The following is a 20,213-nucleotide window of genomic DNA, read 5'->3' as shown; positions in this document are numbered from 1 at the left end:
GCCCGCACCGTCATAACCGATAGTCAACCGCACCCGACTCGAAGAAGAACCGCAATGGAAATGCCCTGGTCCAACACCGATCTCATGGTCGGTTTCGATGAAGAATTTGACGCGATTGTCGACTTTGCACGCGCGAGCCGCGTAGATGGCGGATTCGGCTATCTGGATGCGGACGGAGTTGTTGACCCGACCCGGCCGATTGAACTGTGGATCACGTGCCGGATGACACACGTGTTCGCCATGGCCGCGCTCAAAGGTGATGACAGTGCGCGCGAATTTGTCGAGCACGGTGTCGCGTCGTTGCTTGGCCCCCTGCACGATGATGAGCACGGCGGCTGGTACTCAGCGATCACGCCTGACACACACGAAGTTGCCCTCGACAAGAAAGAAGCTTATGCGCACGCTTTCGTCGTTTTGGCGGCAACCTCCGCGCTGGCAGCGGGGATCCCGCAGGCTAACGAACTTTTGGATGAGGCGCTGCGGGTCGAAGAGCGTTACTGGTGGGAACCGGAATTTGGCCGCGTATGCGAATCGTGGGACCTGGCGTTCACTCGAAAAGAGGACTACCGCGGCATCAACGCCAATATGCATACCACCGAGTGCTTCCTGTCTGCTTGGGATGCGACAGGGGATCGCAAGTGGCTTGACCGCGCACGCGGAATCATCCGCTTCGTCTACGACCAGGCTTCCCAGCACGAGTGGCGAATCCCGGAGCACTTCTCAGCGAACTGGCGCATTATCCCGGATTACAACCGTGATGAGCCGGCCCACCCCTTCCGGCCCTTTGGCGTGACGCCTGGTCACGGCTTGGAGTGGGCTCGCCTGTTTGTCCAGGCGCATGCTGCACTGGCGCAGGAGGGCGAACCAGGCGACGACATCGCGTGGATGACCGAGGGAGCAGTACGCCTGTTTGAGCGCGCCGTGGCTGATGGATGGGACGTAGACGGCGCTCCCGGCTTCGTCTACACCACCGATTTCGAGGGTACGCCGGTTGTGCGTGAGCGCATGCACTGGGTGATGTGCGAAGCGATTTCCGCTGCTGTCGCGATTGCCCCCTTCTTGTCCGAGCATCCAGCCGGCAAGTCGCATGCTGGTAACGACAAGGGTGGTGCGCGCAGTCAAAATGATTTACGAGGTGAGGGTGACCTGCGCGATGAGTCGGCTCCGACGATTACCACGCGCAGCCTTCAGGAACTGTATGCGCAGTGGGTGGCGTACGTGGATGAATACCTGCGAGAAGCTCCCGGCCGCTGGTATCACGAGCTGACACCGGACAATGCTCCCGGAACACGCACATGGCCCGGGAAGCCGGATGCATATCACGTGGCTCAGATGCTGATTTTTGCGCGTCTGCCTCTCACACCGACGTTCGCTTCGGCTATCAAGGATGGGTTGCTCGCACCGCTGGATCGCTGATTGTTCTGCGGTGGAGACGCGCAACGGCTCCCTCGTCTGTGCTGCTGACCTGGCGGCGCGACCGGCCCCCTCGTACCTGTGCGTCTGCTCTGCGCATGCCCGAGCTGATCCCGGGGAGCTGCGACGTGTGCACAGAGCAGCCCCGGCTGATCCGCACACACCCGCGCTGATCCGTGACCATTTTCATTGTCATCGAGGGCGATTCGTCGTCCCGATTTGCCTACACTTTGGATATGGCAGACTTTAACGCACATAACCCGTTCGAACTCGTTGGTCTTACATACGACGATGTCCTGCTTCTTCCCGAACTGACAAATGTTGTCCCATCCTCTGTGACAACCCGAGCGCAGCTCACGAAGAGGATCTCCCTCCATATTCCGTTGATCTCGGCCGCGATGGATACCGTCACCGAAGCGCGCATGGCGATCGCGATGGCTCGGCAAGGCGGCATCGGCATCCTGCATCGCAACCTGACGATCGAGGATCAAGTCTCGCAAGTGCGGCAAGTCAAGCGCTCGGAATCGGGCATGGTGGAAGACCCCGTGACAGTGGGGCCCGACGCCACGATTGACGAGCTCGACAAGAAGTGCGGCCATTACCGCGTGTCCGGTCTGCCGGTTGTGGATGACGACAATGTTGTGGTCGGCATTATCACCAACCGTGACCTGCGTTTTGTGCCGATGGATCAGTGGTCGACGTTGACAGTACGCGACTGCATGACACCGCGTGAGCGCCTCATCACCGGCAAGGTTGGAATCTCGCGTGAGGACGCCAAGCAGCTGCTGGCTGATCATCGAATCGAGAAGCTTCCGCTCGTTGACGACGAAGGCCACCTGACCGGCTTGATCACGGTGAAAGACTTCGTCAAGACCGAGCAGTACCCGAATGCGACGAAGGACGATCGTGGCCGGCTGGTTGTGGGCGCTGCGATTGGTTTCTGGGGCGACGCGTGGGATCGCGCCGTGGCTCTGGCTGAAGCCGGTGTTGATGTGCTGGTTGTCGACACCGCCAACGGTGGAGCCGAACTCGAACTTGAGATGGTGCGCCGTATCAAGTCAGACTCTCGTTTCGACGGCGTGGATGTGATCGGCGGAAACGTTGCGACCACCGAAGGAGCTCAGGCTCTGATTGACGCAGGTGTGGACGCTGTCAAGGTGGGCGTAGGCCCCGGTTCGATCTGCACTACCCGTGTGGTGGCAGGCGTGGGCGTTCCTCAGGTCACCGCGATCCACCTCGCTGCACAGGCCTGCCGCCCAGCTGGAGTTCCGCTCATTGCCGATGGCGGTCTTCAGTACTCAGGCGATATCGGTAAGGCGCTGGTAGCGGGAGCTGACACGGTCATGCTTGGTTCCCTGCTTGCCGGTTGCGAGGAGTCGCCCGGTGAGCTGGTCTTCACAAACGGTAAGCAGTACAAGCGTTACCGCGGCATGGGCTCTCTTGGAGCAATGAGTTCGCGCGGCAAACGTTCCTACTCGAAGGACCGCTACTTCCAGGCCGATGTGACATCTGATGATCAGATTGTGCCCGAAGGTATTGAGGGACAGGTGCCGTACACCGGTTCACTCGCCGCGGTCGTCTACCAGCTGATCGGTGGTCTGCACCAAACCATGTTCTACCTGGGTGCTCATACGTTGGACGACTTGAAGCAGAACGGACGTTTCGTGCGTATCACCTCCGCCGGCCTGCGTGAATCTCACCCGCACGACGTGGAAATGACCACTGAGGCGCCGAACTATCACGGAGCCGGAAAGTAGTTTTACCTGGTCGCGCACCGACGCAGCTATTGCGTACCGTGCTGCGTTGCGCGCGTGAAGGGGTGCCTGTCCGCGCACCGACGCGACAGTGCCTGGGCCACCCTCGTCCATTCGTCATGAGATGAGCGACGAGGGTGGCTCTCGCTTGTCTATATCGTACGTGCTCATGGGCAGCGCTGGCTGATATCTGGTCGTAGAAGGGCGGGCGGCTGTAAGCTCGGTATAACGTCCTATGAGAGGCGCTTTTCCGCGTCGAGATCAGCCAAAGGAGCTCATGATGACCACGCACGACACCTTCGTTCTTCGACGTAATGCTGACATGCAGCGCGAGGCGCGCGAACACATGCGGGACGGCGCAGGCACGGTGCACCTGACTCACATTTTGAAGCCTGAGGAGATGTTTGGGCGTGGCCGGATGTTCTCCGAGATCACGCTGCAGCCGGGTGAGTCGATCGGAGTGCATGATCATCAGGGCGAGTCCGAGTTTTACTACATTCTGGCCGGGCGTGGGACGTATGCAGTTGATGATGAGACGTTTGAGGTCGCGGCCGGCGATCTGACTGTTGTGCCTGATCATCATCGACATGGCATCGAGAACACCGGTGATGAGCCGCTTGTGTTCATTGCGCTGATCCTTTTCACCGACGACCACGAGTAAGGCACGCGCGGGAGAAATATAAAGGTCGGGTTAGACCGGCGCGGTGCAGGTCGGAAAAGGCCGGCACAGGATAGACACAGGCCGGGCTAGGCGGACACGGGATAGACACAGGCGCGACAATACCTGCACGGGAAAGGCGCGGGCCGAACAATAGCTGCACGGCCGGATATCTCATGCGCATCCCTTTTTTCTTTTCGTCCCCGAGGTTCGATTTGGCGTGGTGGTGGGTTCGTTGTGAGGCTGTGGGTGCTACGTGCCGTTAGGTGGGCGAGCCTGTGACCTGCAGGAATGCTTGGCCAGTGAGGTCAGTGCGGGTCTTTTGGGCTGTGGGTGTGTGTCGAGTTCGAACCTGGGGGAACATGCCCGGGGCCTCGTGTGATTGTCGAGGGTAGACAGGGGTCGTGCTTTGTGGGGATGGCTCAAGCTTGTGCTTTCTTGTGGGCTGAAGGGTTTCGTGTGGGGGTGCGCGTGCGCATACAGCGTCTTTCCACATTGTGGGAATTCTTGTTTACGCATGCTTGTCCTCCCCTCTTTCCCCGTCTGTCGATCTGAAGAGCAGGTCACCGGCAATCGCACCCACGGGCGAGGCGTTTGCACTGGTCAGGAGTTACCTATCGGGAGGTAGAGCCGTGATGAATCCAGTGAGAGGCTTCCAGATCGACAGGTGGGTGCAGAAAGAGTTTGGTCCACAATTATGAATTGGGGCTGTACGGGCGGTAGTGCCGTTTCGTAGTGTGGTGCACATGACACGACGATCACGACGCTCCACGCTGCTGGTTCCAGTATTGGCTGGCTTGCTCACTCTGGCTGCATGCAACCAGGCACAAGACGGGCAAAGCAACAACATTGAAGCCTCTGCCAATCAAAGCGGGTCAGGCGATGCAGCCCACAGCATACCCATGTCGGGCGAGTACCCGGTCTTGCCCGACGGGAAGCTCGGCAGGCCCGTGGACTGGGTGGAACCACACGAACCACAACTGCCTAGCGCCGCGACCAACATGGACGCGTTCGGGGCGCGATACTTCGCCGAGTACTACCTCAACCTCCTCGCCTATTCCATCAACACCGGCAACACCACCACCCTCAAAGAAACCAGCAGCCCCGAATGCAAAGTCTGCCAATCATACATCGACCTAATTGGGAGGGTGTATGGGGATGGGGGATGGGTTGACGGCAAGAACTATACAATCACGCGGATTGGCGAACCGATTCCGCACCCACAGACTAAAGGGCTCTACTTCGTAAAGATTCACGCAAAGAACGCTCCCTATGTCGAATATCGTGGGGGAGAGCTTCATCCGGCGTTAGAAAGCCAGAAGATAATCGAATTAGAAATACTACAGCGGAACTCTTCGTTCCTGGTTAAGAGCTATCACGCCGAAGATTTCATTGCAGAAGACGAGAGTGAGAAAGCGCAATCATGAGAAAAAGGGCTCTCAGAATTGTTGCAGTGTTCGTTCCACTCATATCACCTTCAATGGTTGCGCCTCCGGGCGATTTAGAAAGCTTCGATGACACCGTGAGGAGCGACGTGGCTGGCAGTGTGACTGTTGAGTCTTCGTTTACTGAGGCGGTGTCGGTGCCTGGTGTGGAGGGTGCTGGCGTGGAGAATGTTGACGCCGCTGGTGCTGGTGGTGTGATTGAGGTTGTTGAGGGGCCGGTTGGTGGGTTTCGTGTACCGGGCTGGCAGGTGCGCTGCAAGATCGGCACCGGCACAGCCGGCGCCACACCAGCAGACAAATGCACCCCACCACCAACAGAAAAACCTGAAGGAAAAGAACCAGACCAGCCCGCCACTCCGTCAACCGACACCATCGCACGCACAGCCCTAAACACCATCACCCTACGCGGCGCAGGCCTGACCATCCAACCACACCAACACGCCTTCACCGAAGTGCCCTCCAACATCTACGCCGCCACACCCACCCAAACCCACACCCTCACCGTCTTCAACCACACCGTCACCCTCACCCTTCACGCCTCCACCTACACATTCGACTTCAACGACCACACCCCACCACTGATCACCACCACCCCAGGAAACCCCTACCCCAACATGGTGCACACACACTCATGGCAAAACGAATCACCCCACCAAACCGTCACACTGACCACCACGTGGGACGTCACACTAACCAACCCGTTCACTGGCACCACGCACACAATCCCTAGCATTACAAGCACAAGAGAAACCAGCGCCCCATTCCTGCTGACCAAACCCCACCAAGTCCTCACCGACCACGCCGAAAAAGCCCACGGACACTAACCCACGAGAAGAGAACGCCAAGCCAACAGGGAAAAGCAGCGACTGAGCGGAGGAGAGGGCTAGAGAACTAGAGAGTCTGCACATCTGCTTAGTGACAGGTGGCACTGGTGCTGCATGTACAACTAAGTCGGCAGCATGCCAACATGACAAGACTGCAGCTTGGCCGGCCACAGCATCGCGGCACGCCAGCACAGACGGACAGTGAAAACGTCGAATACAGTGCGGGTAAACCGTCGGCTACAGCGGCCACTCAGTGTTGATGTGCTCCACACGCCCCTTCGAGCGCAGGAATTCTTCAAAATGGATCGCCCATTCACGGTGCGCACGCTTCTCAAAGGCATGGACCTCGGCGCCACTCATGGTCGTGATCTGCGGGTACGCACGAGCGATCGCTGCCAACAGATCTAAGGTCATGGCAACATCAACTTCCGCAGTGTGCGCGTTTTCATCCAGCGGCACCCCGTATGCCGGTGCGAGAATAGCCAACGTTCGTTTGCCCCTTCGATAGCGATTGAGCGCCCGATCCAGCACGAGCGGATCCAGCAACGGCGCGGGTTCGCCCCCTAACCGTTCCGCGAGTGAGCCCGCACCATGACGCCGCAGCTCAGCATCAAGCAAACTCACGTCATACGAACCATTAAACGCAACAACCGGGAAGCCGTTCGACCAGTGATCGACCAGCGCAGAGGCAACCTCGTCAAGCACTTCGACGATCGGGCGGCCATGCTCGCGCGCATACGCGGTCGAAATCCCGTGAACCTCCGACGCCCTCACGGGAATCTCGATGCCAGGATCGGCCAGCCACGTGCGCACCTCGTCTCTTCCAGCGTCCATCACACCGTGCTCGCGACGTACGAGGGCGGCCGTGACAAGTCGGTCTTCATCGACATTGACGCCGGTTGTTTCGAGGTCAAAGCCAAGCCACGGCTCATCGGTCCACGTCATTTTCTGCTCCTTTTCTTGTGCTGCCCTTGGCGAGCTGATCCACCCACTGACAGGTCGATCTGTCAGTCGCTTAGCTGTGCTGCCTGTCGATGTCCAGTGTGCACTGAAGCGTGGGCATTTGTGAACTATCCCCGTGCTGAGCTGCACTATCATGACAGCGCTCATGTGAATCGAACACTACATCCACCCGGACAGCTAGGATCGAAGTGTGAGCTACGAAGTTGAAATCGGCAGAGGAAAACGCGGCCGGCGAGCCTACTCGCTCGATGACATCGCACTGATCCCAGCCAGACGCACCCGCGATCCTGAGGACGTCAACGTCGGCTGGCAAATTGACGCGTACCACGTGGATATCCCGATCATGGCAGCGCCCATGGACTCGGTGATGAGTCCGAAAACCGCGATCGAGTTCGGCAAACTCGGTGGAATCGGCGTGCTCGACCTCGACGGCCTGTGGACACGGTATGAGGATGCGGACGCCGTTCTCGAAGAAATCGAACAGCTGGATGAAGAACACTCGATTGCGCGCCTGCAGCAGATCTACTCTGAGCCGATTAAACCTGAGCTCATCACTGCACGCCTACAAGAAATTCGCCAGGCCGGAGTGGTAGTCGCCGGTAAATTGTCGCCCCAGCGCACTCAGCGCTACTGGCGCTCAGTGGTCGAGGCAGGTGTGGATCTCTTCGTCATTCGCGGAACCACCGTTTCCGCCGAACACGTGTCCTCTCACCGTGAGCCGCTCAACCTCAAGCGCTTCATCTACGAGCTGGATGTACCGGTCATCGTTGGCGGCGTGTGCACCACGACCGCTGCCCTGCACCTCATGCGCACTGGCGCAGCGGGAGTTTTGGTCGGCTTTGGTGGGGGAGCGGCACATTCGACGCGCCAGTCGCTGGGTGTTCATGCTCCCACCGCAACGGCAATCGCTGATGTCGCGGCCGCGCGACGCGACTACATGGACGAGTCGGGTGGCCGATATGTGCATGTCATCGCCGATGGTGGTATTGGGCGCTCAGGCGATATGACCAAGGCGATTGCCTGCGGTGCTGATGCGGTGATGCTGGGCGCAGCTCTGGCCCGCGCGGAGGAGGCTCCGGGCCGCGGATGGCATTGGGGCTCCGAGGCCACCCACCCGGACATGCCCAGAGGCCACCGCGCCTACGTCGGCACAGTCGGCTCGATGAAACAGATCCTCTACGGCCCTTCCACCAGGGCGGACGGTTCACTGAACTTCGTAGGCGCGTTGCGGCGCACGATGGCGTCGACCGGATTTTCGGAAGTCAAGGATCTGCAGCGTGTCGAAGTTGTGGTCAGCCCCTATACGCCCTCGTAGCCGCCCGCGGGCCGCCAAGAGATACACGCGCCGCACAGTGGGCGGCCAGCTCCTACGCCCCTCGCAAACGCCTGCGTGTCGTTATTAAGGCCTGCGTACAGCAGGCCGACCCTTGCATAACCTCGTACACCCCTCCGCTGCTTGTTTCAGACAACAGGTATCGTTTCTGGACAGCAAGTTGCCCTCGTCAGTAATTGACGAGGGCGACTGCGTGAGCTCGCCGGGCGAAAACTCACATGTGAGACCCCTGAGGCACGGCGAGCGCTCCGCGAAGGAGCTTAGGGATTAGTGTGAGCGGCGACGCGTGTACAGACCTGCGCCAGCGCCGAGCGTGACGAGCACAGCAGCTGCGGCCGCGAGCGGAACTGCGGTTGAGCCGGTGCGTGCCATTCCCGGACGGCTGGCAGCGTACTTCTTGTCGCCAGCATCGGTGTCTTGGCCCTTACCAGTGGTGTCGGGCTTGACCTGGCCCTTACCGCCGGCAGGATCGGTGCCCTTTCCTTTGCCTTGGTCAGGGGTCTCTGACGTGGCGACGAATTGATTATCGACAGCCAGCGGCGCGGAATCAAAGCCAAGAGCATTGATCATCGTGTAGTACAGGTCGGACTGGTCGGTGCGACCCACAACGTTCTCAGCACCCGGGCCGGAGGCTGCGACGCGCAGCTGTGCACCGGTGTGTCCCTGGCCGCCGAGAGCCACGTCATCGTCGTTGCTTCCAGCGTTGGCGTAGTTGATCACCATGTCGGAGCCATCGGCTGTGCGCAGCTTGGTGGTGCGGCCGAATGTCTCGGTGCCCCCGCTGGTGATCTGGCTGGTATGCGCGTGATCAGCGGTTACCACAATCAAGGTTGGCTGGCCGCTGGCGGCGACCCAGTTCTGTGCTACCTGGATGGCCTGGTCGAGGTCGTCGAGCTCGCCGATCTGGCCGCATGCGTCAGCAGCATGATCGGCCTTGTCGATCGAGGCTGCCTCCACCTGCAGGAAGAAGCCCTTGTCGTTCTGCAGCAGGTTGATGGCCTTCTTAGTCATTGCTGCCAGTGTGGGGATCTCCGCGGTGCGCTCCGGGTTGAACTCACAGGACTGGGCCGGAAGCGAAGCGCCATCCGTGGTCGGAACCGTCTCGTTGAACATGCGGGGCATGTTGCCGGGGGAGAACAGTCCCAGAACAGGTGCATCCTGGTTGGCGTTGGTGACAGCATCAAGCTCATCGGCGGTGGTGACCACCTGGAAACCGTTGTCCCTGGCGTTGTCGACGACGGACTTGCCGGCAGTCCACTTCGTGGTGTCGCCCCATGTGCCGTCAACCTGAACTGTCTGGTCGAAGGCCTTTGCGCCACCGCCCAGTGTCACGTCAGCGCGCACGTCCACGAGCTGCTCGGAGATCGATCCGAGTCCGCCGTTTTCACGGAACTGCTTCAGGTACTCATCACCCTGGCAGGAGCTGCTGTTCTTGTCGTATTCAGGTCCGTAGCACTTGCGGTTCAGTGCGTGAACGGCAGCGCCGGCAGGTGTGGCGTCCTGGATTTCAGAGGTGGTGACGTTACCGGTCTTGTACCCGGCCGCTTTCGCCTTCTCCATCAGGTTTGACACAGCATTTCCCTGCAGGTCCACACCGATCGCGCCGTTGTAGGTCTTGGTACCTGTTGACCATTCGCTGGCGGAGGCAGCCGAGTCGGTCACGTAGTTGACTGTGCCGTCCTTATTGAGTGCGAAGTGCGTGTAGGAGCCTGTGTAGTCGAGATTGTCGACTCCGGGCAGGCGTCCGTTTGCACCGTACAGGTAGTTGCGCGCGGAGGTGATTTCCGAATCGCCCATGCCGTCTCCGATGAACAAGATGACGTTCTTGGCTTCGCCTTCAGAACCTGAACGCTGCGGGCCGTCTGCACCGTACTGTGAACATTCGCCGGCTGCGGGCACGTGCACTGAACCGTCCTTTTCAACGATTCGGCAGGTGGTGAATGCATCCTGAGCGGGAACAGGCTTTGGCAGCGTTCCTGTGGGCACTGCGGTGCGGGCGCTGGATCCGTTGCCTGCACTGTCCAGGTATGGGTTCATGTTCAGGGCATTGGCGATGGTGAAGAACAGGTCGGTTTGGTCGGTCTGACCCAGAACATTTTCCTCACCCGGACCGAAAGCGGCGACGCGCAACTGAGCGCCCGTGTGCTGCTGCGACCCGCTGGCATTCGTACCATACGCGATGCTCATGGTGGAATTGTCAGCGGTGAGCAGGCGCGTCACCGGGGAGACGTTGTCGGAACCATCAGCAACGATCTGGCTGGTGTGAGAGTGATCAGCAGTGACGATGACCAGCGTCTGACCATCCTGCTTGGCGAATTCGAGGGCAGCCTGGGTTGCCTGGTCAAGGCGCTCGGTCTCACCGATCTGGCCGCATGCGTCTGACGCGTGGTCGCGCTTGTCGATGGAGGCAGACTCGATCTGGAGGAAGAAGCCCTTATCGTTGTCCTTGTTCAGGAGTTCGATAGCCTTGTCGGTCATGGCTTCCAGTTCAGGCTCAGTGCCGATGTCCTGCTTCGTGCACTGGATGGCCTCGCCTTTCGCTCCACCAATTGTGGCCGGTGACGACGCGAAGGTGGTCGTCATGTTGCTTGGTGCGAAGAGGCCCAGAACAGGGGTATCTTGGTTAGCTACGGTCACCTGATCCAGTTCGTCAGCGGTGGTCACCACCTGGTAGCCATTGTTCTTGGCATTGTCGAGGACGCTTGCGCCCTTCATCCAGGTAGTGTTGTACTTCGCGCTACCGGTCAGGAACGGGTTCGTGTTGCCGGAATCAGCCATGACCTCTGTGTCGAAGAATGATGCGCCACCGCCGAGGGTGATGTCGGCGCGGGTATCGATGAGCTGCTCAGAAATGGAACCCAGGCCGCCGTTAACGCGCTGATCTTCGGGGCAATTTGCTTTCTTCTTGCCGGATGGGGCGTAGCACGAGCGTGACGCCACGTGTGCGCCCATGACGGCAGGCGTTGCGTCCTGGATCTCTGACGTCGTGATGTTACCGGTGCGCATGCCCTTGTTCTTCGCCACTTCGATGAGGTTGGCGACGGGCTGACCCTTGATGTCAACGCTGATCGCATTGTTGTAGGTCTTCGTGCCTGTTGCCCATGCGGTACCCGATGCAGCTGAGTCGGTGACGTAGTTGAACGAGCCGTCCTTGTTGACCGAGTGGTGAGTGTACAGTCCCTCACTGGTCAGCTCGTCGATTCCTTCGAAACGGCCGGCAGCGCCGACGAGGTAGTTACGAGCAGCGGTGATTTCCTGCTGGCCCATGCCGTCGCCGATGATGAGAATAACGTTCTTTGCGTGAGCGTCAGTGCGTCCCTGGCCCTCCACACCGTATTGCGCACAATCGCCCGGCTGCAGAGCAACAACGTTGCCATCGGAGTCGAATGCAGTGCATTGTTCTGGTTTGTTGGTCTCATGCGTCGTGGGGGAGTCGGCGACACCTGCCGCCATGCACAGGGGTGTCAGAACCAGAGCCAGAGCACCGGTTCCACACGCCAGACCCACGCGCCGATTACGACGTGAATGCATCTTCCTGCCTTCATCTGGAGGTGTTACTGGATGTTCTTCGCTGCGCACGCAAGGAAAGGCAGAAGCGTAACGACGAACTATCTGTAGCAAAGCAGCCCAACGCAACAGTTCGGTGACACTGTGTAACAGAAAGGTAAACACTTCAAAACTATGCAGGTCACCAAGTGCCGCCTGACGAATCTGATGACGCTATCATTCAAGAAAGAACGCTGGTCACGCGTCCAGAGGCCGTCTGTTCGTGGCGGTCTGGACCCCTCGACCGTCGACGATGATTGATCAATCACATGCGGTGCGCGCGGTCAAGGGTGAGATGACTGAAAGGACATGAGATGCCGGTTCGTCGCAAGCGCGCGTCAATGGCTGATGTCGCCAAACTTGCGGGTGTTTCCCCGCAGACCGTTTCACGCGTCTCGAACGGCGAACCCTACGTTGTCGACGACAAACGCCAACGAGTCTTCAAAGCGATGAAAGAACTGGGATACAGACCCAACAGTGCGGCACGCGCCATGAAACGCGGCTCGTTCGACACCCTGGGAGTGGTGTACTACTCCCTGCACGACGTTGGGAACTACCGTTCCCTTGAAGCCATTTCAGAGGCGGCAGCTGAGCGCGGATACGCCACCACGTTGATACCGCTTCAGGCGTCAACTCGGCGCGCCACTGACGGCGCATTCACCAAACTCGGTGAGATGACTGTGGACGCTGCCATTGCCATTATCCCGTCACAATTCCAGGATGACGCGGCTCTCCACCTGCCGCAGGGCATCCCGCTGGTCGTCCTCGGCCCACGCCTGTGGGACGAGGCAAGCGCCGTTGACTTCGAACAAACGTCAGGCGTGAGCGACGCCATGCATCACCTGATCGATCTGGGACACCGGCACATTGACCATATCAGCGGACCGACGGACTCCTATTCCGCGCAGGCGCGACGCCGCATCTATGAAGCGGTACTGTCCGAATCTAAACTTCCAGCAGGACGCATCTGGCGCGGTGACTGGAGTCCACAATCGGGCTATCTGGCGTGCAGCGCGTTGCTTGACGCGGTGTGTGAGAAGCGCACAGACATGCCGACCGCCATCTTCGTGGCCAACGACCAGATGGCGCTGGGAGCATTTCGCGCCCTGCTCGAACGCGGTCTGCGCGTGCCCGAGGACGTTTCGCTGATCGGTTTTGACAATATTGACGAGGCAGTGGAGTTCCCGACGCCGCTGACCACAGTCATTCAAGACTGGGACAAAGTGGGAGCCAATGCTGTTGACCTTGCTATTGAGATGCTCAACGGTGGTGCACCGACACTGCGTTCAGTCCCAACCCGCCTCATCGTCCGCCAGTCAACGTCAGAGCCAGGTGGACACGGTCGCCCTCGTCAATAGCCTGTGCGCGACGGAGGAGCAAGCGTGCGCGGGCAGGAACGATCCGCGCGACGGCAGACTGTGCGAGGCGCTTCACCGACAGTCCCACGAAAGTCCCTCGCCGAAGCGGGCAATATGACGGACAATAGGAACGACATAGTTTTCCACCCAAGGAGCTTTCATGACTGAATACCGTATCGAGCACGACACGATGGGTGAGGTTCGCGTCCCCGCCGACGCACTCTACCGCGCGCAGACGCAGCGAGCAGTGGAGAACTTCCCGATCTCGGGTGAGCGGCTGAACTCCCACCACATTGCGGCTCTGGGCGAAATCAAGCGCGCAGCGGCGCTGGCCAACCTGGAGCTCGGCGTGATCGACCAGGAAACGTCGGATGCCATCGTTGCCGCCGCCGATGAGGTCATCGCCGGTCAGCACGACGACAACTTCCCGATCGACATCTTCCAGACCGGCTCGGGCACGTCGTCAAACATGAACACCAACGAGGTGATCGCCACGCTGGCAACCCGTGCCTCCGGTAAGGAGATTCACCCGAACGACCACGTCAACGCCTCGCAGTCCTCCAACGACGTGTTCCCCTCTTCGATCCATATCGCCGCATATCAGGCGGTCGTTGAGGTGCTGCAGCCAGGACTGAAGAAACTGCACGCCTCGCTGGACGCCAAGGCGAAAGAGTTTGCCAATATCGTCAAGTCGGGACGCACCCACCTGATGGATGCCACACCGATCATGCTGGGCCAGGAATTCTCCGGATATGCCGCACAGATCTCGCACGGCCTGGATCGCATTGAAGCAGCGCTGCCCCGCCTGGCTGAATTGCCGCTGGGCGGTACGGCCGTAGGCACCGGCATCAACACGCCGGAGGGCTTCTCGGCTCGAGTGATCGAACTGATCGCCGAGCACACCGGCTTGCCATTGCGCGAAGCAGACAACCACTTCGAGGCTCAGGCCGCTCAGGATTCGCTGGTCGAACTGTCGGGTGCGCTGCGCACGGTTGCTGTGTCGCTGGTGAAGATCGCCAACGATCTGCGGTGGATGGGCTCCGGCCCGCGCGCCGGTATTGGTGAGATTCACCTGCCCGACTTGCAGCCAGGCTCCTCAATCATGCCCGGCAAGGTCAATCCGGTTCTGCCTGAAGCAACTGTGCAGGTTGCCGCTCAGGTCATTGGCAACGATGCGGCGATCACGTTTGCCGGTTCGCAGGGCAACTTCGATCTGCTGGTGATGCTGCCCGTGATGGCCGCCAATCTGCTGCAGTCGATCAACATCGTGGGCAACGTGACGGCAGTACTGGCCGAGCGCTGCATTGACGGCATCGTGGCGGACGAAGAGCGCTGCCTGACGCTGGCGCAGTCCTCACCGTCAATCGTGACGCCGCTGAACCGCCTGATCGGATACGAAAACGCTGCCAAGATCGCGAAGCACTCCGTCAAGAAGGGCATCACAGTGCGTGAGGCAGCCCTTGACCTGGGATTCGTGGAGCGTGGTGAGCTGACCGAAGAACAGCTGGACAAGGCTCTGGATGTTCACTCAATGACCGGTTCATTCTGATTCGTTGGTGAATCACACTGACTGAAGTCAGGAACGAGGGCGGCTCTGCTGAGTCGCCCTCGTTTTGTTGTCTGCGCGGCAGCTGAATCGCCGAGTGGTCGCATGCAAGCGACCACTCGGCAACACCCCCGGCACCATCTGGCGTCATCCCGGTACTATCCCGGCAGCATCAGGAGACGGTACTGTGTCCGATGAGCATGACGAAGCGCCATGATTTCTCGCGCCTGCCCTGCGAAAGGACTAGCATGGAACGCGTCCTACCGACAGGTCAATTACCGTGCGGGTCTTGAGGAGAACACGTGCCCCCACCGAATCAGAAAGTGACATTCCAGCAGGCACGAGCAGCCCGCCTGGCTGTCGCCGCGCTGTTCTTCACGAACGGTGCCCTTTTTTCGAACCTGATACCCAGGTACCCTGAAATCAAAGACATCTTCGCGCTGTCTGATTCAATTTACGGTCTGACCATCGCACTGTTCCCACTGGGAGCAATCTGCGCAGGACCACTGGCGGGAGCGTTCATCCGCCGCTTTTCATCCGCTCGCACAGCATGCCTGGGAACTGTGGGGATCGGTGTATTCCTCTCAATCGTCGGACTGATCGCCACGTGGCGCGCTTCCCTTGGCGCGCAGGCAACCGGAACAACACTGGCCACTGCCGTCTACATACTGTACGCCGTCATGTTTTTCTCTGGCGGCGCGTTCGACTCCGTGACCGACGTGGGACAAAATGCCCACGGCCTGCGTGTACAGAAACTCTATGGGCGTTCCATCATTAATTCCTTCCACGCGGCGTGGTCCATCGGTGCAGTGGCTGGCGGCCTCATGGGCTCCCTCGCCACCTCGCTGCACATTCCGCTGGGCTGGCACCTGACCGGCTCATCACTGATCTTCATCATTGTCGGATTCACTGCGTACCGCTTCACCCTTCCCGGCAGCGATGGCGTACCGGAGCGTATCGAACGCATCACCGACGCCGAATCAATGACATTGTCGGGACGCACAACACCGGGAGGCCCCGATATCGCCAGTGACCAAGCGGAATCAACTCAGACGCAGCAGGTACGTCCGGTGGCCGTCAGCACTCTTGTTGCCATCACAACGCTGACATTCCTGTCGATCTCAGGAACGCTGGTTGAAGACGCCGGAAACGCGTGGTCCGCTCTGATTATGCGCGACTATCTGGGGATCCCCGGTGGAGCTGCAGGACTCGCGTTTGTCGTGCTGCTCTTCTCGCAGGCCATCGGCCGAATCGTTGCTGACAAGGTGATCGACGCGATCGGTGCGCGCGGGACGAGTTTCATAGGCGGTGCCATGGTGCTTGTCGGCGGTGTTGTTGCCTTCGTCTACCCGCATGTGGCCACGATGATCCTCGCGATGGTTCTTGCCGGTGCGGGATGCTCGGCAATTGTGCCAATCGCCATGAACGCGGCAGACAACATTCCCGGGATGAAAACAGGTAGTGGCCTGACAATCGTGACGTGGTTGATGCGCTTGGCGTTTCTGCTGTCGCCGCCGATCATGGGCATGATTGTTGAAGCTACTTCGTTGCGGGCAGTCCTGGCCGTGCTTGCCGTCAGTGGCGCATTGACATTGGCGACGGCGTGGATCATTGCCCCTCGCGATCGACGAGGGCGACTGAGCTAAGCCGCCGCACTTCCAGCGAAGCGCCTGTGCCTCTCAGTGGGCAGCAGCGCTGGGCGCGGCTCAGTCAGAGTCAGAACTAGAGTCAGAATCCACGTCAGATTCTGATGCCACAGCTGCGCGTGCCGCAGACTTCGCTCCAGCACGCGCCAACCACTGCACCAGTGCAGCGGTGATCAGACCCATGCAGATCAGGATCAGGACAAAAGAAGAAAAATCGTCGCCCATAAACAACAACGTCATGATGATTGCAATGGAGTGGACGGCACAGATGATACCGGCGGCACCGACCAGTGGCCACGCTGCACGATGAGCGGCACGCCATGCTCCTTCGCTGACGCGCGCTTCTTCAATCGGGATACCCCACGATGATCCCATGGGGAGGTCAGGGCGTCGAATACGCCGGGCCTGGTTGATAAGGTAGCCGCCGGCAGCCAGCAAAATAGCCGCGCTGACCCACGCGAAGATGGTGAAAACAGCTAGAGCCATGTCTCCGTACTTTCTGTATCAGTGCGCAGGGCAGCGATCACATCTGTGCGCAGCACCATCGGTTCATCGTTCCTCCTCCGAATATCAGAGGAAGGGAATCCGGTCACGCCCCGAGGAGCCAGATCCGAGAGGAATACCTCAGACATGTCTCCTCAGGAGCGCTTCCGGAAACCTGTTCTTTCAGTCGTGCTGAGCCAGGCTCAGAGCCTGACGTGCAATCGCCAGCTCCTCGTTGGTGGGGTAGCACAAAACGGTGACTGACGAATCAGGGTGTGACAGGACGATCGGAGCCTTGACATGCCAGTTTTCCCAGTTCAGATCATGGTTGATCTTCACACCGAACGGTGCGAGGGCATCACATAGCTCTTCACGCACGCCCGGATCGTTTTCGCCAATGCCAGCGGTAAACGTCAAGGCGTCCAGTCCGCCCAGCTCCGTCCAGTACGCGCCCACATACTTTACCAGGCGATGAATGTACACATCCATGCCCGCGCGTGCGCGCTTGGAAATCTCCTCAGGACCGTTTTCAATGAGCTCCCAGTTGGTGCGCATGTCAGCTTCGCCGGTCATGCCCTTCATGCCGGAGCGCTTGTTGAGGAATTCGTCAACCTGATCGACTGTCATGCCAGCTTCGCGCTGCAGGTGGAACACAACAGCTGGATCGATGTCGCCTGAACGAGTGCCCATCACCAGGCCCTCCAGAGGCGTCAATCCCATCGAGGTGTCGATCGCGCGCCCGCTGTCCACGGCCGAGGCCGACGCGCCGTTGCCCAGGTGCAGCACAATCTGCTTGAGGTCATCGCGGCCCAGCATCTTGGAAACCTCTTCGGAGACGAACTGGTGAGACGTGCCATGAGCACCATAGCGGCGAATACCGTACTGGCGGGCAACATCGCGGTCAATCGCATACATTGCCGACGCCTCGGGCAGATGCTGGAAGAACGCGGTGTCAAAGACTGCCACGTGCGGCACGTCGGGCATCAGCTCACGCGCAACATCGATGCCTTTGAGGTGTGCAGGGTTGTGCAACGGTGCCAGTGTGCACAGCTTTTCAATCAACGCGCGCACATGATCGTCCACCAGTGCGGGCCCATCGAAGTAGGATCCGCCCTGCACGATTCGGTGGCCGACGGCCACAATCCCAGCTTCAGCAAGCGTGGGGCCAACCTCGTCAAAAATGGCGAGAACCTTCTGCAGCCCATCACCGTGATCGGGGACCGGCTCTTTACGAACGAGTTCCTCGCCCGCATGCTTGTGCGTGATGATGCCGACCGGCTCACCGATTCGTTCGACGATTCCTTTGGCGAGGACGTCTCCCGACACGGGGTTGATCAGCTGATATTTAATGGAGGACGATCCGGAGTTGATGACCAGAACTGTGGACACGCGGGTGGCCTTTCGTTGGAAGTTTCCGTAAATAGTGACAAATGGGATCTGGTGGTGCGCCTGGAGTGGCGGCGCACCACCTGACTACTGCTCAGCCTTGTGCCTGGACAGCGGTCAGAGCGATGGTGTTGACGATGTCTTCCACCAAAGCTCCTCGAGACAAATCGTTGACGGGCTTGTTCAGGCCCTGCAGCACCGGGCCGACAGCCACGGCGCCAGACGAGCGCTGGACGGCCTTGTAGCCGATATTGCCGGCATTCAGTGACGGGAAGATGAACACGTTCGCCTTGCCGGCAACATCAGAATCGGGCGCCTTCTTGGCGGCAACCGCCGGATCCACCGCAGCATCGAACTGAATCGGGCCTTCGATGGCCAGCTCGGGGGCCTTTTCTCGGGCAAGACGCGTGGCCTCCACAGTTGCGTCGATATCGGGGCCGGAGCCGGACGTGCCCGTCGAGTAGGACAGCATTGCGACGCGCGGGTCCACGCCGAATTGCTCGGCAGTCTTAGCCGATGAAATCGCGATGTCAGCGATCTGTTCTGGCGTGGGATTCGGGTTGACGGCGCAGTCGCCAAAGACCCACACGCGATCCTTCATCAGCATGAGGAACACGGAGGAAACGATCGACACGCCCGGCGCCGTCTTGATGATTTGGAAGGAGGGCACAATCGTGTGAGCCGTGGTGTGAGCTGCACCGGACACCATGCCGTCAGCATCGCCCATGTGCACCATCATCGTGCCGAAGTAGGACACGTCGCGGATCTTCTCGCGGGCCTGCTCAATGGTGACGCCCTTCTTAGCGCGCAGGCGAGCAAATTCTTCGGCGTACTTTTCGACCAGTTCAGCATCGTCGAGTGCCACTACTCGCGCGGCTGCGATATCAAGGTTGAGCTGCTGTGCGCGCTCGCGGATGGCAGCCTCATCGCCCAGCAGAATAATGTCGGCAATGCCCAGTTCGAGCACCTCAGCAGCCGCCTGCAGGACGCGATCGTCATCAGGCTCAGGAAGGACGATGCGCTGGCGATCGGCGCGGGCACGATCAATGAGGTCAGCCTGGAATGACACGGGGGTCACGACACCTGCCAGTTTTGCCGAGGTAATCTGCTCCACGGTGTTCTGGTCGAGGCGGTCCGAAATGACGGGGATCTGCTCGCATGAAACGGATTCGGCGCGCACGCCCGGAACGATCAGCGCCACGACTTGTGCGTGGTGGGCTCTGGCGCGAGCGCATGCCGCCTGGGCCTGCACGCTCACGAGGTCAGCAGGGACGCCCTCGGCATCGAGGACGAGGATGACGCGCGCACCTACGGAGGCTGCGACGTCAAGGCTCCATCCGATTGAATCGAAAGTGGGCACTGCGGAAAAGTCTGCATGTTCGAGCAGGGTTACGTCGGATGAATCGGCGCGAACGGCGTTGATGACGTGAGCGAAAGCTGAAGCGGAGTCCTGCGCAACCTCTGTGATGGAAGTGTCCAGGAGGGTGTCTGCACGGGTCACTGAGTGGTCCTTTTCCAGTGCAGATACGAGGTCATCGCATATCTGTGTAGCGTTGACGGTAGGTTCGGGTTGAATGACGAGGTAGCGGTCGGTCACTGTCTCTCCTAGCTCTACTACGAGGAAGTCCCTCACCGGATTCGCGACGACGGGACACTGGTTTCATGGTATCGCCGCGAGCGTGACCCATGCCGTAATCTTGGGGCAAAACGTTGTGGATGTGCCCACGTTTGGGGCACTTCAGTGGTGTGCGTCTCCTTTTGAGGTCTTTGTGATGGATGTGTGCGCGACGCATGGATTGTTCGTGTGTGCTGCCTTGTTCAGGTGGCGTGCACGGTGCCGACTCTGTCACTTGATGTG

The 20,213-nt window shown here is 59.7% G+C and carries 15 protein-coding genes; 9 read left to right on the top strand and 6 right to left on the bottom strand.

Translation table 11 applies throughout. The features are described 5' to 3' along the window. Window positions 1-54 precede the first annotated feature (54 nt). The 5 genes from BN3002_RS06080 to BN3002_RS06060 all read left to right on the top strand — a co-directional run bounded on the left by BN3002_RS06080 (window position 55) and on the right by BN3002_RS06060 (window position 6,094). Complete coding sequence (locus tag BN3002_RS06080) at window positions 55-1,416, top strand: AGE family epimerase/isomerase (protein ID WP_074026199.1); 1,362 nt, start codon at window positions 55-57, stop codon at window positions 1,414-1,416. 233 nt (window positions 1,417-1,649) lie between these two features. Next, window positions 1,650-3,170 (top strand): IMP dehydrogenase, encoded by a 1,521-nt coding sequence (guaB, locus tag BN3002_RS06075; RefSeq protein WP_058237847.1) that lies wholly within the window; start codon window positions 1,650-1,652, stop codon window positions 3,168-3,170. Between the two features lie 277 nt (window positions 3,171-3,447). Beyond that, window positions 3,448-3,828: a cupin domain-containing protein gene (locus BN3002_RS11415; RefSeq protein WP_058237118.1), complete on the top strand. Its 381-nt coding sequence runs from the start codon at window positions 3,448-3,450 to the stop codon at window positions 3,826-3,828. Between the two features lie 743 nt (window positions 3,829-4,571). Beyond that, entirely contained in the window at window positions 4,572-5,252 is a 681-nt protein-coding gene (locus tag BN3002_RS06065; protein WP_154955708.1) for a DUF6318 family protein, read from the top strand. A 107-nt stretch (window positions 5,253-5,359) separates the two neighbouring features. Continuing rightward, window positions 5,360-6,094, top strand: a complete 735-nt coding sequence (locus BN3002_RS06060) for a hypothetical protein (protein WP_058237116.1) — start codon at window positions 5,360-5,362, stop codon at window positions 6,092-6,094. Window positions 6,095-6,331: 237 nt separating this feature from the next. Here BN3002_RS06060 and BN3002_RS06055 read toward each other — a convergent pair whose 3' ends face one another. Further along, window positions 6,332-7,039, bottom strand: a complete 708-nt coding sequence (locus BN3002_RS06055; protein WP_058237115.1) for an exonuclease domain-containing protein — start codon at window positions 7,037-7,039, stop codon at window positions 6,332-6,334. A gap of 208 nt (window positions 7,040-7,247) precedes the next feature. Here BN3002_RS06055 and BN3002_RS06050 point away from each other — a divergent pair, with 208 nt between their 5' ends. Beyond that, window positions 7,248-8,372, top strand: coding sequence for a GuaB3 family IMP dehydrogenase-related protein (locus BN3002_RS06050; RefSeq protein ID WP_058237114.1), 1,125 nt, complete (start codon window positions 7,248-7,250; stop codon window positions 8,370-8,372). 285 nt (window positions 8,373-8,657) lie between these two features. On the opposite strand, the gene phoA is transcribed toward BN3002_RS06050, so the two are convergent. Then, on the bottom strand, window positions 8,658-11,921 hold the full coding sequence (phoA, locus tag BN3002_RS06045; protein WP_082628563.1) for an alkaline phosphatase: 3,264 nt from the start codon (window positions 11,919-11,921) through the stop codon (window positions 8,658-8,660). Between the two features lie 329 nt (window positions 11,922-12,250). On the opposite strand from phoA, the gene BN3002_RS06040 reads away from it, so the two are divergent. From BN3002_RS06040 to BN3002_RS06030, 3 genes are all read left to right on the top strand, one after another. Then, window positions 12,251-13,294: a LacI family DNA-binding transcriptional regulator gene (locus BN3002_RS06040; protein WP_058237112.1), complete on the top strand. Its 1,044-nt coding sequence runs from the start codon at window positions 12,251-12,253 to the stop codon at window positions 13,292-13,294. A gap of 160 nt (window positions 13,295-13,454) precedes the next feature. Next, a complete protein-coding gene (locus BN3002_RS06035) occupies window positions 13,455-14,843 on the top strand; it encodes a class II fumarate hydratase (protein ID WP_058237111.1) in 1,389 nt (462 codons plus the stop codon). A 299-nt stretch (window positions 14,844-15,142) separates the two neighbouring features. Beyond that, window positions 15,143-16,486, top strand: coding sequence for an MFS transporter (locus BN3002_RS06030; RefSeq protein WP_058237110.1), 1,344 nt, complete (start codon window positions 15,143-15,145; stop codon window positions 16,484-16,486). Between the two features lie 60 nt (window positions 16,487-16,546). Here the strand turns inward: BN3002_RS06030 and BN3002_RS06025 are convergent, their stop codons facing one another. The 4 genes from BN3002_RS06025 to pta all read right to left on the bottom strand — a co-directional run bounded on the left by BN3002_RS06025 (window position 16,547) and on the right by pta (window position 19,952). Further along, entirely contained in the window at window positions 16,547-16,972 is a 426-nt protein-coding gene (locus tag BN3002_RS06025) for a hypothetical protein (RefSeq protein ID WP_058237109.1), read from the bottom strand. Next, window positions 16,963-17,118: a hypothetical protein gene (locus tag BN3002_RS11130; protein ID WP_157843517.1), complete on the bottom strand. Its 156-nt coding sequence runs from the start codon at window positions 17,116-17,118 to the stop codon at window positions 16,963-16,965. The genes BN3002_RS06025 and BN3002_RS11130 overlap by 10 nt, the downstream gene beginning before the upstream one ends. A gap of 34 nt (window positions 17,119-17,152) precedes the next feature. After that, on the bottom strand, window positions 17,153-18,358 hold the full coding sequence (locus BN3002_RS06020) for an acetate/propionate family kinase (protein ID WP_058237108.1): 1,206 nt from the start codon (window positions 18,356-18,358) through the stop codon (window positions 17,153-17,155). Between the two features lie 91 nt (window positions 18,359-18,449). Then, the gene (pta, locus tag BN3002_RS06015) at window positions 18,450-19,952 is read right to left on the bottom strand and encodes a phosphate acetyltransferase (RefSeq protein ID WP_058237107.1); all 1,503 of its coding nucleotides are present in this window, start codon (window positions 19,950-19,952) and stop codon (window positions 18,450-18,452) included. Between the last annotated feature and the right edge of the window lie 261 nt (window positions 19,953-20,213).

The organism is Actinomyces ihuae, from assembly GCF_001457875.1.
GTDB lineage: Bacteria > Actinomycetota > Actinomycetes > Actinomycetales > Actinomycetaceae > Pauljensenia > Pauljensenia radingae_A.
The sequence above is the reverse complement of the archived record's forward strand: the minus strand, read 5'-3'. Positions and strand labels throughout refer to the sequence as shown.

What these genes read in the sequence shown, in the direction of transcription:
- BN3002_RS06080 (WP_074026199.1), top strand. Translation starts at nt 55, where the DNA reads ATGGAAATGCCCTGGTCCAACACCGATCTCATGGTCGGTTTCGATGAA.
- guaB (WP_058237847.1), top strand. Translation starts at nt 1,650, where the DNA reads ATGGCAGACTTTAACGCACATAACCCGTTCGAACTCGTTGGTCTTACA.
- BN3002_RS11415 (WP_058237118.1), top strand. Translation starts at nt 3,448, where the DNA reads ATGACCACGCACGACACCTTCGTTCTTCGACGTAATGCTGACATGCAG.
- BN3002_RS06065 (WP_154955708.1), top strand. Translation starts at nt 4,572, where the DNA reads ATGACACGACGATCACGACGCTCCACGCTGCTGGTTCCAGTATTGGCT.
- BN3002_RS06055 (WP_058237115.1), bottom strand. Translation starts at nt 7,039, where the DNA reads ATGACGTGGACCGATGAGCCGTGGCTTGGCTTTGACCTCGAAACAACC.
- phoA (WP_082628563.1), bottom strand. Translation starts at nt 11,921, where the DNA reads ATGCATTCACGTCGTAATCGGCGCGTGGGTCTGGCGTGTGGAACCGGT.
- BN3002_RS06040 (WP_058237112.1), top strand. Translation starts at nt 12,251, where the DNA reads ATGCCGGTTCGTCGCAAGCGCGCGTCAATGGCTGATGTCGCCAAACTT.
- BN3002_RS06035 (WP_058237111.1), top strand. Translation starts at nt 13,455, where the DNA reads ATGACTGAATACCGTATCGAGCACGACACGATGGGTGAGGTTCGCGTC.
- BN3002_RS06025 (WP_058237109.1), bottom strand. Translation starts at nt 16,972, where the DNA reads ATGGCTCTAGCTGTTTTCACCATCTTCGCGTGGGTCAGCGCGGCTATT.
- BN3002_RS11130 (WP_157843517.1), bottom strand. Translation starts at nt 17,118, where the DNA reads ATGTCTGAGGTATTCCTCTCGGATCTGGCTCCTCGGGGCGTGACCGGA.